The organism is Pseudomonas sp. PME37.24/025 (assembly GCF_055556615.1).
Map to the genome: position 1 here is coordinate 526,373 of NZ_JBVHNK010000001.1, position 13,175 is coordinate 539,547.

The window sequence follows — 13,175 nt, forward strand, 5'->3', positions numbered from 1 at the left end:
AATTTAGATATTAAGCGCTTACAGCATAATTAGTTTATTAAAACCCTTAATTATCCAGATTCAAAGTTGATGAATAATTTTTAAAAATACCAAGTATGCCAGTGGATAACCAGCTCATAATTTGTAATAGTCTACTGCTGTTTTGGTAACAATGTGCCGTCCAGCCGACAGCGCACCAGTCGGGGAGGACGCAGAAAACGGAGATTTTTGTCCGTTAATCCCCGCGAGTCGGCAGTAAGCCGCAAGGGGCGGTCGAAAGCAGACACGCGACAGTGCGTGTCGAGTGCCACGCGAGGTTGGTCAGCCTCAATGGCCGACAGTACGTGTCGGCAGTCAATTATCTGGGCAAATCCATCGTTCCTCAGTTTGGGTGATTTCAAAAATGGGACCAAAGACCGAACAGCTGATTTGCGTGCTCGATCAGCTCGCCGTCGTGCTTGAAAGCGATGGCGCCACTCACTGGAGCCAGTGGATGCGTAAAGCAAGAGCACACTTGCTGAACTCTGATTACTACGGGATTGAATATCTGCTGTCAGCCTACGGTGGGATGGGCTCGCTCAATGACCTCATTCTTGGCCAAAGAAGCGTCGATGGTGTTTTTGCCTGGAAACCTGGTCATGTTGAGCTAAACGAAAAGTTCGATTCACTAAGAGGCGAAGCCGCGACGCTCGCCAATGCGATTAAACGTGCTCAAGACTGAATGCAAAAAGAATCCGTCACTGGCGATCGACTCAGTGTTCGCCGATCTGCCGGAAGATAACCCACCAATACCTCTTCCGAAGGCCCACGATCTTTTTTAGCAAACGTAGCTACTTACATGGAAGTCATCAATCAGTTGCAGCCCGCAGAGTGTGCAGGCATGGAGGACATCCGACGCGAAATCGATGCCCTTGATCAGATTGTTATCAAGCTGTAGGGCAAGCGTTTTCATTACGTGCTGGCTGCAAAAAACCCCGCACTTCAACCGAAGGCGGGGCTTTTGAGCTGGCTGGCGTCACTTCACATCGGTTACATCGCGGTATGGAAAATCTGCTCGATCTCGTCCTGATTGGCAGGACGCGGATTGGTGAAGCCGCAGGCATCCTTCATGGCATTGGTTGCCAGGATCGGGATATCGTCGGCCTTGGCGCCCAGTTCGGCGAGGCCGCTCGGAATACCGACATCCGAAGACAGTTTACGGATGGCGGTGATGGCCGCGGCGGCGCCTTTTTCCGCATCCAGATGTTGGGTGTCGACACCCATTGCGTTGGCGATGTCTTTAAACCGGGCCGGGCATACGCTGGCGTTGAAGCTGGCGACATGGGGCAGCAGGATCGCATTACAGACGCCGTGAGGCAGGTCGTAGAACCCACCCAGTTGGTGCGCCATGGCGTGGACATAGCCCAGCGAAGCATTGTTGAAGGCCATGCCGGCAAGAAATTGCGCGTAGGCCATGTTTTCTCGGGCGGTCATGTCGTCACCCTGGGCAACGGCAGTGCGCAGGTTGGCCGAGATCAATTCCACGGCCTTGAGTGCACAGGCATCGGTGATCGGCGTTGCCGCAGTCGACACGTAGGCTTCGATAGCGTGGGTCAGCGCGTCCATGCCGGTGGCGGCGGTCAGGCCTTTGGGCATGCCTGCCATCAGCGAAGGATCGTTGACCGACAACAGTGGGGTGACGTTACGGTCGACGATGGCCATTTTAACGTGCCGGACTTCGTCGGTAATGATGCAGAAACGGGTCATTTCACTCGCCGTGCCGGCGGTGGTATTGATCGCAATCAACGGCATCTGTGGCTTGGCGGATTGATCCACGCCTTCGTAATCACTGATGTGTCCGCCGTTGGTGGCGCACAGGGCAATGCCCTTGGCGCAGTCATGGGGTGAGCCGCCGCCCAGGGAAATAATGAAATCACAATCGCTACGGCCAAGCAGCTCGAGGCCTTTCTCGACATTGCTGACCGTCGGATTCGGTTTGGCGCCATCAAACAGGGTGGAGTTGATGTCCTGCCGGGCCAGAAGGCTGGCTACCTTGGCGGCGACGCCGGCTTTGGCCAGGCCTGCATCAGTGACAATCAAGGCTTTACGGAAACCATATTTGCGGATGGCGAGCATCGCTTCGTCGAGACTGCCAATGCCCATCATGTTCACGGATGGAATGAAGAAGGTGCTGCTCATGATAAATCCTCTTTTATTCTGGAAACCCGGAAATCAGGTGAGGTTTTCTACTCATATCGCAGGCTGTGAGGCTCGTCTGATTGTCATCATTGACAAAGTTCAGCGGCAGACGGTGCTGCATCAAGTGTTCAGGCGAACAGTGTTTTAAGATGCAGTGATGGATGGGCCAATGCAGCCGGTATCTTTTGATCGTGGGATTGAGCCTAAACCCATGACGCCAGACTGGAATGGTCCTTTAGCTTTCATTGGCACCTCCTTTAGTACTGGGAGGTAATGCGCCCCGACAAGGCCGTCGCGAGACTGGGTAGATGAATTGGCCGTGATGAGACTTTTGCTGCCTGGCTTGATCAGAGTGTCCATCAGCACCGGACCCACCTCACGCTGATTGTCTGCGCCAAGTGCCGGGGGATGTGCCGAACTGGCGTTTGAATGCGCGACTGAACGCGGCTTCGGATTCGTAGCCAACCGCAAAGCCGATTTGCGCCACATTACCGCGACCTTCGCGCAGCTGTTGAGCCGCCACGTGCATACGCCAGAGCGTCAGGTATTGCATCGGTGGCTGTCCGACCAATGCCGTGAATCGTTCCGCGAATACCGAGCGCGACATGCCCACTTCAAGCGCCAGGGCTTCTGCAGTCCAGCCCTCGGTTGGACGAGCATGGAGCAGCGCCAGTGCGCGCCCGATATGTGGATCTCGCAAACCCGCCAGCCACCCGCGCCGCTCAGCGGGGAGGCTCGCGACATACTGGCTGACGGCTTCGACGAATAGCAATTCGGAGAGCTTGGCGATGACCGTTGTCGAGCCGAGGCGCCCCGCCGCAATCTCACTGACAGCGAAACGGAAGGAGCTTTCAATCCAGGCTCCCGAAGCTGTCGCGCGCAAGTCTAATTTCAATACGGATGGCAGCGACGAAAGCAACGGACTGAAGGGAGTTTCAGAGCCCAGGAATCCGCACAATAGCTGCGTGACCTCGCCGCCCCCGCCGTACTTGATTCGTGAAATAGCGCCGACTTCTGGCGGCTGAATAACTTCGCCCGCCGACATGGGTGCAATGCTCAGGTCGCTGCCAAAAGAATGAGCGTCATTGTGAGGAAGCAGAACCAGTTCGCCTGCCCGCACGTCAATGGCGGCACCACCGTCGACTTGCAATTGCATATGCCCCGCGGCGACAAAATGCGACGCAATGATATGTCGAGGTGCCGCCAGGAACGGTTTGCAATCGTCCGCAGAGATTCTTCCCTTGATGCACCAGGGCGCAGTGAATTCCGCCTCGAGGAAGACCCCTCCAGACAGCCGAATCACACGCAACACATCAGAAAACGCATCCAACAATTGCCAGCCCTCCGTTCCGGAGTCCGGAGCAAGTAATCAGGCGGACTGGTCATTCACCGCCTGAACTGCGAGGCCCAGATTAGCACCAACGTGGACTCCGTGATCGAGACTGTCCCCAGAGGCTTCACCGCTGGTCATTGGCTCCGACGTTAACCGTATTGCCCCATTCCAACTCGACCAGGCAAGCAGGAGATCGATATGAACACCGTTGCTACCCTACCCCGCTCTGATTCGGACAATGCCGACCGTTACGCTCAACTTGTCAGATCATCGAAGAAAGCAGAATGGCAGATCGATCGTGATTTGCTACAGGACCGGAGTTTCGACTTCTCGCGCAAATTCTTGCCCGACGGACTATCGCGGATCGACCGCCTGACCTTTCTCGCCGCGGACGAGGCGCGCCTGCTCAGTCAGATTCAGGGCCGGACCTATGCGTATATCTTTGGCTTGGTCGAGCGTTTTATCAGCGCCAAAATGCTCGATCAAGGTCGAGCCCATGTCTTTGACGATCAGCTCGCACTCGAAGCGCTGGTGCGCTTTTCTAACGACGAGATCAAGCACCAGGAGCTGTTCCGGCGCATGGAGACGATGATAGGTTCGCAATTGCCAGCGGGATATCGTCAAGTTGCCGATCCAAACGATGTGGCGCGCTCGGTGCTGGCGGCCAGCACCTGGTCGGTGCTCGCGCTGACCTGTCATATCGAGCTGTTTGTTCAGGCGCACTACGTACAAAGCATCGCCCCGCGTGAGGAGTTGTGCCCACTCTTCAAGGATGTTTTCAAGTTTCACTGGAAGGACGAAAGCCGGCACGTCGTACTCGATGAACTGGAGTGGAAAGCTGAGCACGCGAAACTCTCGCCAACCGAGCGCGACCAGGCAGTGAACGATCTGATTGCACTGGTGGCGGCCGTCGATGGAATCCTGCAGGCACAATCGGTATCCGATGCCGACTACTTTATTCGCAATGTTTCACGATCATTCAGTGTCGATGAGACAGCACAAATCAACGCCTGCGTGCTGAGCGCCTACCGCTGGCAATACATAGTCTCGGGCGTGGAGCATCCACACTTTGGCCGGCTGCTTGCGCACATGACAACACCCGCACAGATGTCCACGATTCAGACCGCACTGGCGCCAATCATGGGCAATTGATCGACTGGGGCGGCCGACCGTGCGTCGGCCGCGCGGCTGTGGAATGACGTGCTGAAAATGATTTATCGAGGCCGGCAGCCATGACAATACCGATGTGGATGTTGCTTGGATTTGCGACCTGGACTTTGCTGCTGTTGATGGCAACCGTCGGGGTGTATCGCTGGGTCAGAATCTTGTTCTCGAATGTTCCGATTGCCTCTTTCCGATGCGATCAGCTCGAAGGCGAGGATTGGTATCGGCGTGGGATAAGAGCACACGCGAACTGTGTGGAAAATCTGCCTGTCTTTAGCGCCATTGTGTTGGTGATTTCAACTCTTGGTGTCGACGGCCCTGCAGTGAGCTACTTGTCCGTAATCGTCCTGATTGCCCGCGTGTGTCAGTCTCTGATTCACGTATCCCATGTGCAAACCAATACGTTCGTGGCGGTTCGGTTTACCTTCTTTTTCGTTCAGTTGGTCTGTTTTCTCGCGCTCATTGTTATAGCCGCTAGTTATGGCGTATGAGAAGCAGACATTACAAAGCAACAACGATGCTTGACCGTATCTGTAATGGCGAACAGATCGCTGCCCTTCTCAAGCATTGCTGTTGTAACGTTGGTTTCTCTGCCTCGAAATTATGTAGAGGCCGACCACACCGCTAGCTCATAGCCATCAGGGTCGATGAAGTGGAAACGGCGCCCACCTGGGAACGAGAAAACTTCACGACTAATCGTAGCGCCTGCTGCCTTGAGCCTGAGCTCAGTACGCTCTAGATCTTCCGCGTAGAGGATGATCAATGGCCCGCCCGTCCGCACAGGTTCTCCTGTAGTGAATCCACCTGTCATACGACCGTCGCTGAACTCGCTATAAGTCGGGCCGTAGTCGACGAAACTCCAGTCGAATACGCTTCCGTAAAAGGCCTTGCTTCGAGCTATGTCGACGACATTGAACTCGATGTTATCGATCTGACGGTCTTTTCCTCGAATGCCCATTGACGCTTCCTTGGCTGATTGGGAGGAAGCGAGTTTAGGGCATTCGGCCATACATGTGTTCATGCGCGTGGCTATTACCGTCTATGTTCATTGCAGGAATTGACGAGCGACTGCTAAGGGTCGACAGCGGTCAATTCCAGCGTTAATCCACTATGAACAACTTGGCACCCGTAGTACTGAAAGATCGATGCCCCTCAGCGTTGCTGCCCACCTGATAGCTCATCCCCGCGGTGAGTGTGAACTGACGACCATCCTCCAACTCCGTGTGCAACTCGCCTTCCAGGCACAACAGGATATGACCTCTCCAGCACCAGTGATCGGCCAGATAGCCAGGACTGTATTCAACCATCCGCACACGCGTCGAACCAAACTGGCAGGTTCGCCAATAGGCGGTACCCGTCTGTCCAACATACTCCAGTGGTTCGACAGTCGACCAATCGGTCGTACCAAAGGGAACAGCGGTCAGGTACATAGTTGCCTCATCAATGAAAGGGTGTCTGTGGACCGTACCCATCCAGTGATCCTTTCGATAGACACAGATGCCCCGCATTTATGAGATACAGGCGCCCGCTCAAGCGTGAAAGCCAGAGAAAGCTCTCGGCCAAAAGCAGTCGATCGACAGGCCTCATCTGTGAGCAGTAAGCTTTACCGCGATACAGGCCGGAAAACAGCAACTGCCGCTAGTAAAAAACAGCAGATGGATTTCCCGCAAGGGATTAACAAAAGGGAATGAAATGGGTATTTTTGATCGGTTGTTTGGTGGACGCTTTACCATGCCTCCACCCGATGAAACCAACCTCAGCACTACAGCGATCATGAAAGAGCTTCGGCCTGGCTCACAAGATCCAAAGCAGGCGCAGGCCCTTAAGGCTCTTGCCCAAGCACTGTTGGCATTCGCTCCGGAAAACGAAAGCACCAGGCTTATCAGGCGCATCATGCGTAAACACGCTTTGGGGGAAGGCGCCTGTACTGCCCTTTCAGATGGATTACTTGATGATGCAAGGGGACAGAAACTTCAATACCTCGTTCTGCTAAGTGTCGATTGGAAAGGGTACGACGGGTTTGAGTATCTGGCTCCCTATCTGACAAAGGCCATAGGCCTGAAGGAACCTTACGCCTACATGCATAACGGCACCTCATCGATGTCTGAAGTGCTTAACGACTTTGATAGATGGCTGACTCGGTTCGGTAAGCGGTACCTTCACCTGGACTCAGGAGGTGAAAATTACGACGGTTTTATCGTTGACTCGGGACGGGTGGAAGAAATCATTGAACTGGCCCAACGCGCAGGCATTAACGTCAGTCTGGATAACTTCTAACTTTAAAAAACAAAGTCGGGATTTTCGATGGGGACCAAAGAAGGGGCGGCATCTTGCTCCCATCTGCAAATAGCGCAGTAGAAAACAAACAATTCATTTCTGTATGATCCCATCAAGGAAGACAAAACAATGAAAATATTATTCATCGCTTCGCTAGGAATTTTATCGCTAGTTCAAACATCACTATCCTTCGCGGATAATATTAATGGAAAAAATCTCTATTTACAGCGATGCATCATGTGTCACGGAATAGATCTCAAAGCAACAGGACCATTGGCTAATAAAAGCAATCCTCCCACACCTGATCTAACAACATCCGCGTTCAAAAAACGATTAAATGATTATCCGGGCGTAATTGTATCATCGATAATACTTCGTCCAAATGGAGACTTGATTCCAAAAACTTTGCGAGAGAATGGTGTAAAGCTATCGCCGTACTCATGGAGTATTAAAGATCTGCGCGATTTAAATCAATACATGGGTGGTGTGATTTCAAAAAGTCGATGATTTTTGAGATGAGAGGCAGGCACAGAAATCTAAAAGCCATTTCAGGTTTGAGGGCTTGTGGGGCAATGCCGATGAGCCAGTCGACCTCTCGCGGGCACATCGCTAATGAACAATCTCGGATTAATACACTTCGCATCCAGCAGCAGTCGGCTGCGGTCGTGACAGGCAAGTAACGGCCAGAAGCGGACGATCGTGTTCAGCCATTTATCTTAGTTATCTGCGAGGCGGTACAGTGCTTGGGCATGAGAGGTCGTCAACGCGTGCTCAAGGCTGCCTGGGATGATTTGTCCTTACCCTAGTTACGCCATTTCCAAGAACCCTGACTTCGATTGGGATCGCATCCTGATCGACGAAGATGAACTGTGCCAGGATCACAGCGTTTGCATGGAGCAGTACGAGCCAAGGGATGACTTTTGCATTGCCAGACACCCGAGGGAGCACGGCAGCGGCCAAGCATGGATTCGGTCAGTAGATTGATGTCCATGTCGGTACTACACAGATGGAAAGGTGCTCAGGTTACCCTCTCAAACACCAGCCTGGGAATGCCGTAGGCGTTTGGGCTATTTGTCCGCATCCACGGGATCTGACCGCAGCATTGGGGTCGGAAGCTGCCCTGGATGATCGGCAGCTTTCGGCGAAAAGACCCGATCGAATCGAATCACTTTTTAACCGGGGCATTCCAGCATTCGGGGTTAAGTGAGCACACGTTGTATTGACGATCCATCAACGCCATTCGGTGAGATGGGCATCAGTGGCGCGGGCTCTTTTCATTCAGGGCGTTTGGTGACGTGGCCACGGCTTGAAGTGTGCCATCTTCGACTCGGCTCAAGACGTACCATTCTCGCCCTATCAGCCTTCCCTGTTACCGGAGTTACAAGCCCGACTCCCCTACGCCGCCTGCCGCCGCATGGTCAGGATAGCAGCACCGAAACCGATGAATGTCGAGCCCACCACCCGGCTGACCCAACGGGACAGCGCAGGCCGGGTTAGCACACCCTTGGCCCGCGAGGCGAGCGCGGCATAGAGGCTCAGGGACGACACCGACAATGCCATGAAGATCGAGGTGAGGATCAGAAATTGCGGCAGCAATGCCGCACTCTGATCGATGAACTGCGGGAACAACGCGGTGAAGAACATCGTCGCCTTGGGGTTGGTCACCGCCGTCAGGAAGGCCGCTTTGTACAGTTTGGAACGAGTCGGCCGGCTTTCCTTCAAGTCGTCCTGAATCCCGTCCGGGAGCATCGGGCCCTTTTTGAACAATTGCCTGATGCCCAGGTAGAACAAATAACCGGCGCCGATGAACTTCACCGCGTTGAACAGCCATTCGGAACTGGCAAGCAGCGCCCCCAGCCCCAGCATGGCAGCGGACGACAGGCAGAACAGGCCACTGGCGTTGCCGAGCGATGACCATATGGCGCTGCGCTGCCCATGGGCCAGGCTATTGTTGATCGCCATCAAGGTCGCAGGCCCTGGGCTGGCAATGGCAATCGCGGCGACCAATGTAAACGTCAGAATCGAGTGAGAATCCATTTTCAAAGCTCGTGGTGGTGGGGGCTGGCATGTTACAGGAACGAGCGGGACAACAAGTTAAGTGGTGCTCGGCTTCCCAGACGGTAATTGGATTGAAAGCGTTCCTTGCCCACCGACAGCAATCGGCCAAAAGCTGTCCGTGGCACTCCCGAGGTAAAACAATCAGAGCCCTTCATCTAAAGTCGCGCGGCACATAAGCGCAGCCACAGAAGCTGGCAAGCTTGTTTAATGCGTCATTCAGCAATGCTGGAAGCCGCGCGGCAGGCATTGCACGACTCTCCACATGCAGGCTGATGACCTCAAAGCGATTTGCAGCTCGGTCAGCTTTGCAGTCGACTCGACCAACAAAATTTCCTTGCCAAAGGACCGGCAGACAAAAATAGCCGTATACCCGTTTAGCCGCAGGAGCGTAGCTTTCGAGCCGGTAGTCAAAACCGAATAATTGCGCCAAGCGTTCTCGATGGATCACAGCGTTGTCGAACGGCGAGAGCAGATGGACTTTCGCACTGGCTTTAGCATCACACCCCGCGCCCTCCTGTACGATGACATAGGCGTCGGGCATCGCTGGATCATTCACGCGGGCCAATTCGCCTGTCTCCACACGGGCCTGCAATAGCTCTCGCATTGCATTGCGCAATGGTTGTCCGGTGCGCAAGTGCATCAGCTGCTTCCAGGTGACGACACCATGGGCACGGACTGTGTTGTCAAGCAGATAGGCAGCCATCTCACCGGCTGACGGTTCTCGAAGATCCAGGCCATCTGGCAACAATTGCTCAGGCAACACATAGAGTTTTTCCATGCCCCTGCGCTCGCGGATCATCAAATCGCCCTGCATGAACAACTTGTCAAGCGCGCGTCGGCCAGGCCCATGGTCCCACCATGAACCCTTGCCTTTGCCGCACTCTCTGAGGTCGCGTGTGCGCAGCATGCCTTCACCTCGCACCCGGTCCAGGATTTCCGTCATCAACTTGGCGTCGACATTCCTGAAATAGGGGCTCTCACCACGCCGAAAAGACAGCATGCGCGGCAATGCAAAACGGTAGTCTTGTATCGGCAGATAAGCGGCAGCGTGAAACCAATACTCAAAAACCCGCCCAGCACACGTCAGCTGGTTGAGATAGTCCAAGGAATACCCGGGCACGCGACTCCATAGGATGTGATGATGTGCTCTCTCAACGACAGACAGCGTGTCGATTTGCACATAACCTAAATGCTCTATCGCGCGGAGCGTGCCCTCAAGACCATGGCCAAATGCCTTGCTCGAACCTAGTCCTTGATGATCCAGAGCCAGTCGCCGCCAATAAGTTGGATTAGATTGAGTTGCCACGTTCAAGCCTTGGTCGGGTGCGCGCACCGTCTTATTGGTGTGGATGTTCCGGAAACTGCTTGGCGCTGTCGCAGATGTCGTACCAGCTTGGCTTTTCCTTGACGAACTCATGGAAGAGATTGGTGATGGTCAATGCCTCATCGATGCAGTTCGCAGCCACGGGAAACGACTCGGCGGTTGACGTCACCTCGCCCAATGCTGTTCCGCAGTGCGAACAGAAGCAACGGTTGTACTTATAAGGTCCTTCAGGCTTGAAGGTGGTGATGGAATCCGAGCCGGAAATCAGCTCGAACGATGAGCGCTTTACGAAGACGAAGGTACTTGCTCCGACCTTTCTGCAACGAGAGCAGTGACATGTTCCCATCATTGTTGGAGGACTCGACACCAAGAACTTCACTGCTCCGCAGCAGCAACTACCTTTAAGCATGGCTTTCTCTCAAAACGAAACAAGCACTGTACATAAATACAGTACCTGTTGAAAGAGTGTTTTACCAAAACTTCAGGTACCTCAGATGGACAAGGGCAGCTTTGGGTCGATTGCAGCCCTTCGCGACCGGTTGAATCCACAGCCAAAAGCGGTCACTCGGTATCGAAAGGACTTTCTCGCAAAGCAAAACAATTTTTGACTCTAAACTGACAAGCAAAAGAAGGTGTCTTGGCCTATTGCGCGACCACCATGAATGGCGTCGACATCCACTTCATCCGGGTTCGCTCTGCGACTCCGAACGTTTTACCGTTGCTCATGACCCATGGTTAGCCAACCGGAGTCCCTTACATGGAAGTTATCAATCGGTTGCAGCCCGCAGAGTGTGAATGCATGGAGGACATCCGACGCGAAATCGACGCCCTTGATCAGGTCGTTATCAAGCTGTTGGGCAAGCGTTTTCATTACGTGCTGGCTGCCTCGAAGTTCAAGACATCAGCGACTCTGGTGCGTGCGCCAGAGCGTTTCAAGGCGATGCTGGCGACACGTCGCGAGTGGGCCGAGACCGAGGGCTTGAGCCCGGATGCAATCGAGAAGATGTACAGCGACTTGGTGAACCACTTCATTGCCGAAGAGATGAAACACTGGACGGCTCATCAATCCGAAACCTGATTCTGAACGCGGGAAATGTCGGCTCGGCAAAAGTACTCGAACGGCGTGGTTTCTTGATCGAACTTATATCCCGGCAAGAAGAGACAGAGCACGATTATCGGCTTGGCCTTTCGATTTCGATAAGTGAAAACGAGCGTCTTGTCAGGTGTCCGTTTTGTTAACAGTTGCCTGGGGCGGCTTTTAGGAGCTTGGTCGTTTCCTCAATAAAACAGTGCACCTCTCCGCTGCTTTCGACACTCCACAGAACTAACAATAGTTTCTGACGACGAACCCGGCTGATACACAGAGGTCAAAGCAGGTGATGACGTCGCCAATGAGCAAAGGCCTTTGGCCTGCTGCATTCAAGGGCGAAGTCAGTAGCTCACATACTTTAGGGTGCGCCGGATAAATCTCAGCAGGCTCGGATTCTGCCGAGGGGCAGGTGCTGACTGCTGCTTACATCCAATGTTCCCGTATCGGAGTACTAAAATGACTCAGTCAATGCGGTTCTTCCTATCGATCGTCCTTGCGACAGCTTCACTGGCATCGGCCAGCTTCTTGAACACGGCGGGTGCGGCAACCGCCGAGGATCTGGATGTCGACTCTCGGCAAGCGCTGCAAACGCTCTACAAGTCCACGCCATTTGCTGAAAGCATTTCGCACAACGCCAAAGCGATTCTAGTCTTCCCGAAAATCATCAAGGCGGGCCTTGTGTTTGGCGGCAGCTATGGCGAAGGCGTACTGTTGAAGGGCAAGAAAGTAGAGAATTATTACAACTCCGTAACCGGGTCCTGGGGGCTGCAGGCAGGCGCCCAGTCATATGGCTATGCGGTTTTCCTGATGACCGACAAAGCCGTGGACTATGTACGTAAAACCAAGGGTTGGGAAATCGGCGTAGGACCCACCGTTGTTATGGTTGATGAAGGGGTGGCGAAGAATCTGTCCAGCACGACAGTGAAGGACGATGCCTACGCGTTCATTTTCGACCAGCAGGGATTAATGGCCGGGATCAGCATCGAAGGAACCAAGATTTCCCTGATCAAACGCTAAAACCGGTGTTTGGCGCATGGATGCGCCAGTCCATAAATGCGCCCTCTTGAAGCCATGCGCAGTCCAGCTACTGATTAAAGCGCTCTGCCCAGTCAACGACCTATACCAGCACCGTCAACCAGGCCGACACCAGCAGCAAAAAAGCCAGTGCAGTGTTCATGCGTTTGAACGCCTGTGGCGAACCAAAAGCCCGGGCACTACCCACGCCGAGTAACGCCCACAGGGTCATGCACGGCACGGAGACCAACAGAAACATCAGCGACAACACCACCAGTCGCAGCGTCTTGTCGCCGCCACCGACAAATACGCTGACCACCGCCACCGCCATCATCCAGACTTTGGGGTTGACCAATTGCAGAGTGGCGGCACCGAACACGCTGAGACTCTCGTCGCGCGGGGTGGTCGGGTCCAGGGATGGCGGCGCGCTTTGAAAGATCTGCCAGGCCAGCCAACTCAACCAGAGCACACCGGCCCAGGCCATCGCCTGCTGCACACGCGGAAACCGCAGCAGCGTTTCGCCCACGCCGAGCCCGACTGCAAACACAATCAGCGCCGCCGCCACACATGCGCCAAAAATAATAGGCAGCGTGGCACCCAGCCCCCGCCGCGAACTGTGGCTCAATACCAGAATATTGGTCGGCCCCGGGGTGATCGAGGCAACGAACGCAAACAGGAGGAAAGGCAGCAACGACTCCATGACTCAGACTCCCTGAAGGCGCAGCGAAGGGGCAGAAAAGAACAGCGAAAAAGACATG

16 protein-coding genes and 1 pseudogene are annotated in these 13,175 nt (G+C 54.2%); 9 read left to right on the forward strand and 8 right to left on the reverse strand.

All coding sequences use genetic code 11. From position 1 onward, the window contains the following. Positions 1-283: 283 nt before the first annotated feature. Positions 284-700, forward strand: a complete 417-nt coding sequence (locus tag ACZ3HH_RS02275) for a DUF6966 domain-containing protein (protein WP_465802550.1) — start codon at positions 284-286, stop codon at positions 698-700. Positions 701-817: 117 nt separating this feature from the next. Then, positions 818-913 (forward strand): annotated as a pseudogene (locus ACZ3HH_RS02280) (isochorismate-pyruvate lyase); the annotation flags it as partial. Between the two features lie 95 nt (positions 914-1,008). Here the strand turns inward: ACZ3HH_RS02280 and yiaY are convergent. Continuing rightward, the gene (gene yiaY / locus ACZ3HH_RS02285; protein ID WP_008154762.1) at positions 1,009-2,157 is read right to left on the reverse strand and encodes an L-threonine dehydrogenase; all 1,149 of its coding nucleotides are present in this window, start codon (positions 2,155-2,157) and stop codon (positions 1,009-1,011) included. 376 nt (positions 2,158-2,533) lie between these two features. Then, on the reverse strand, positions 2,534-3,490 hold the full coding sequence (locus ACZ3HH_RS02290) for an AraC family transcriptional regulator (protein WP_465802551.1): 957 nt from the start codon (positions 3,488-3,490) through the stop codon (positions 2,534-2,536). 198 nt (positions 3,491-3,688) lie between these two features. Here ACZ3HH_RS02290 and ACZ3HH_RS02295 point away from each other — a divergent pair, with 198 nt between their 5' ends. Together ACZ3HH_RS02295 and ACZ3HH_RS02300 are read left to right on the forward strand one after the other, a co-directional pair. Beyond that, a complete protein-coding gene (locus ACZ3HH_RS02295) occupies positions 3,689-4,642 on the forward strand; it encodes a diiron oxygenase (protein ID WP_465802553.1) in 954 nt (317 codons plus the stop codon). Between the two features lie 80 nt (positions 4,643-4,722). Then, positions 4,723-5,145 carry an MAPEG family protein gene (locus ACZ3HH_RS02300; RefSeq protein ID WP_465802555.1) on the forward strand — a complete coding sequence of 141 codons (423 nt, stop codon included), beginning with the start codon at positions 4,723-4,725 and terminating at the stop codon, positions 5,143-5,145. 110 nt (positions 5,146-5,255) lie between these two features. Here ACZ3HH_RS02300 and ACZ3HH_RS02305 read toward each other — a convergent pair whose 3' ends face one another. After that, the gene (locus tag ACZ3HH_RS02305) at positions 5,256-5,612 is read right to left on the reverse strand and encodes a VOC family protein (protein WP_465802730.1); all 357 of its coding nucleotides are present in this window, start codon (positions 5,610-5,612) and stop codon (positions 5,256-5,258) included. A gap of 142 nt (positions 5,613-5,754) precedes the next feature. After that, positions 5,755-6,084, reverse strand: a complete 330-nt coding sequence (locus ACZ3HH_RS02310; RefSeq protein ID WP_465802556.1) for a DHCW motif cupin fold protein — start codon at positions 6,082-6,084, stop codon at positions 5,755-5,757. A gap of 262 nt (positions 6,085-6,346) precedes the next feature. On the opposite strand from ACZ3HH_RS02310, the gene ACZ3HH_RS02315 reads away from it, so the two are divergent. Together ACZ3HH_RS02315 and ACZ3HH_RS02320 are read left to right on the forward strand one after the other, a co-directional pair. After that, positions 6,347-6,931 (forward strand): DUF6630 family protein, encoded by a 585-nt coding sequence (locus ACZ3HH_RS02315; protein WP_465802557.1) that lies wholly within the window; start codon positions 6,347-6,349, stop codon positions 6,929-6,931. Between the two features lie 129 nt (positions 6,932-7,060). Then, on the forward strand, positions 7,061-7,438 hold the full coding sequence (locus ACZ3HH_RS02320) for a c-type cytochrome (RefSeq protein ID WP_465802559.1): 378 nt from the start codon (positions 7,061-7,063) through the stop codon (positions 7,436-7,438). An 888-nt stretch (positions 7,439-8,326) separates the two neighbouring features. Here ACZ3HH_RS02320 and ACZ3HH_RS02325 read toward each other — a convergent pair. From ACZ3HH_RS02325 to ACZ3HH_RS02335, 3 genes are all read right to left on the reverse strand, one after another. Next, positions 8,327-8,968, reverse strand: a complete 642-nt coding sequence (locus ACZ3HH_RS02325) for a LysE family translocator (protein ID WP_052964729.1) — start codon at positions 8,966-8,968, stop codon at positions 8,327-8,329. A gap of 172 nt (positions 8,969-9,140) precedes the next feature. Then, entirely contained in the window at positions 9,141-10,295 is a 1,155-nt protein-coding gene (locus tag ACZ3HH_RS02330; RefSeq protein ID WP_465802560.1) for a winged helix-turn-helix domain-containing protein, read from the reverse strand. Positions 10,296-10,326: 31 nt separating this feature from the next. Continuing rightward, entirely contained in the window at positions 10,327-10,722 is a 396-nt protein-coding gene (locus ACZ3HH_RS02335; RefSeq protein ID WP_465802562.1) for a GFA family protein, read from the reverse strand. A 249-nt stretch (positions 10,723-10,971) separates the two neighbouring features. Here ACZ3HH_RS02335 and ACZ3HH_RS02340 point away from each other — a divergent pair, with 249 nt between their 5' ends. The 3 genes from ACZ3HH_RS02340 to ACZ3HH_RS02350 all read left to right on the forward strand — a co-directional run bounded on the left by ACZ3HH_RS02340 (position 10,972) and on the right by ACZ3HH_RS02350 (position 12,420). After that, positions 10,972-11,052 (forward strand): epoxide hydrolase N-terminal domain-containing protein, encoded by an 81-nt coding sequence (locus tag ACZ3HH_RS02340; protein WP_465802731.1) that lies wholly within the window; start codon positions 10,972-10,974, stop codon positions 11,050-11,052. Between the two features lie 18 nt (positions 11,053-11,070). Further along, positions 11,071-11,391 carry an isochorismate lyase gene (locus ACZ3HH_RS02345; protein WP_465802563.1) on the forward strand — a complete coding sequence of 107 codons (321 nt, stop codon included), beginning with the start codon at positions 11,071-11,073 and terminating at the stop codon, positions 11,389-11,391. A gap of 468 nt (positions 11,392-11,859) precedes the next feature. After that, positions 11,860-12,420: a lipid-binding SYLF domain-containing protein gene (locus tag ACZ3HH_RS02350; protein ID WP_465802564.1), complete on the forward strand. Its 561-nt coding sequence runs from the start codon at positions 11,860-11,862 to the stop codon at positions 12,418-12,420. Positions 12,421-12,520: 100 nt separating this feature from the next. Here the strand turns inward: ACZ3HH_RS02350 and ACZ3HH_RS02355 are convergent, their stop codons facing one another. Further along, positions 12,521-13,117 (reverse strand): LysE family translocator, encoded by a 597-nt coding sequence (locus ACZ3HH_RS02355; RefSeq protein WP_465802565.1) that lies wholly within the window; start codon positions 13,115-13,117, stop codon positions 12,521-12,523. Between the last annotated feature and the right edge of the window lie 58 nt (positions 13,118-13,175).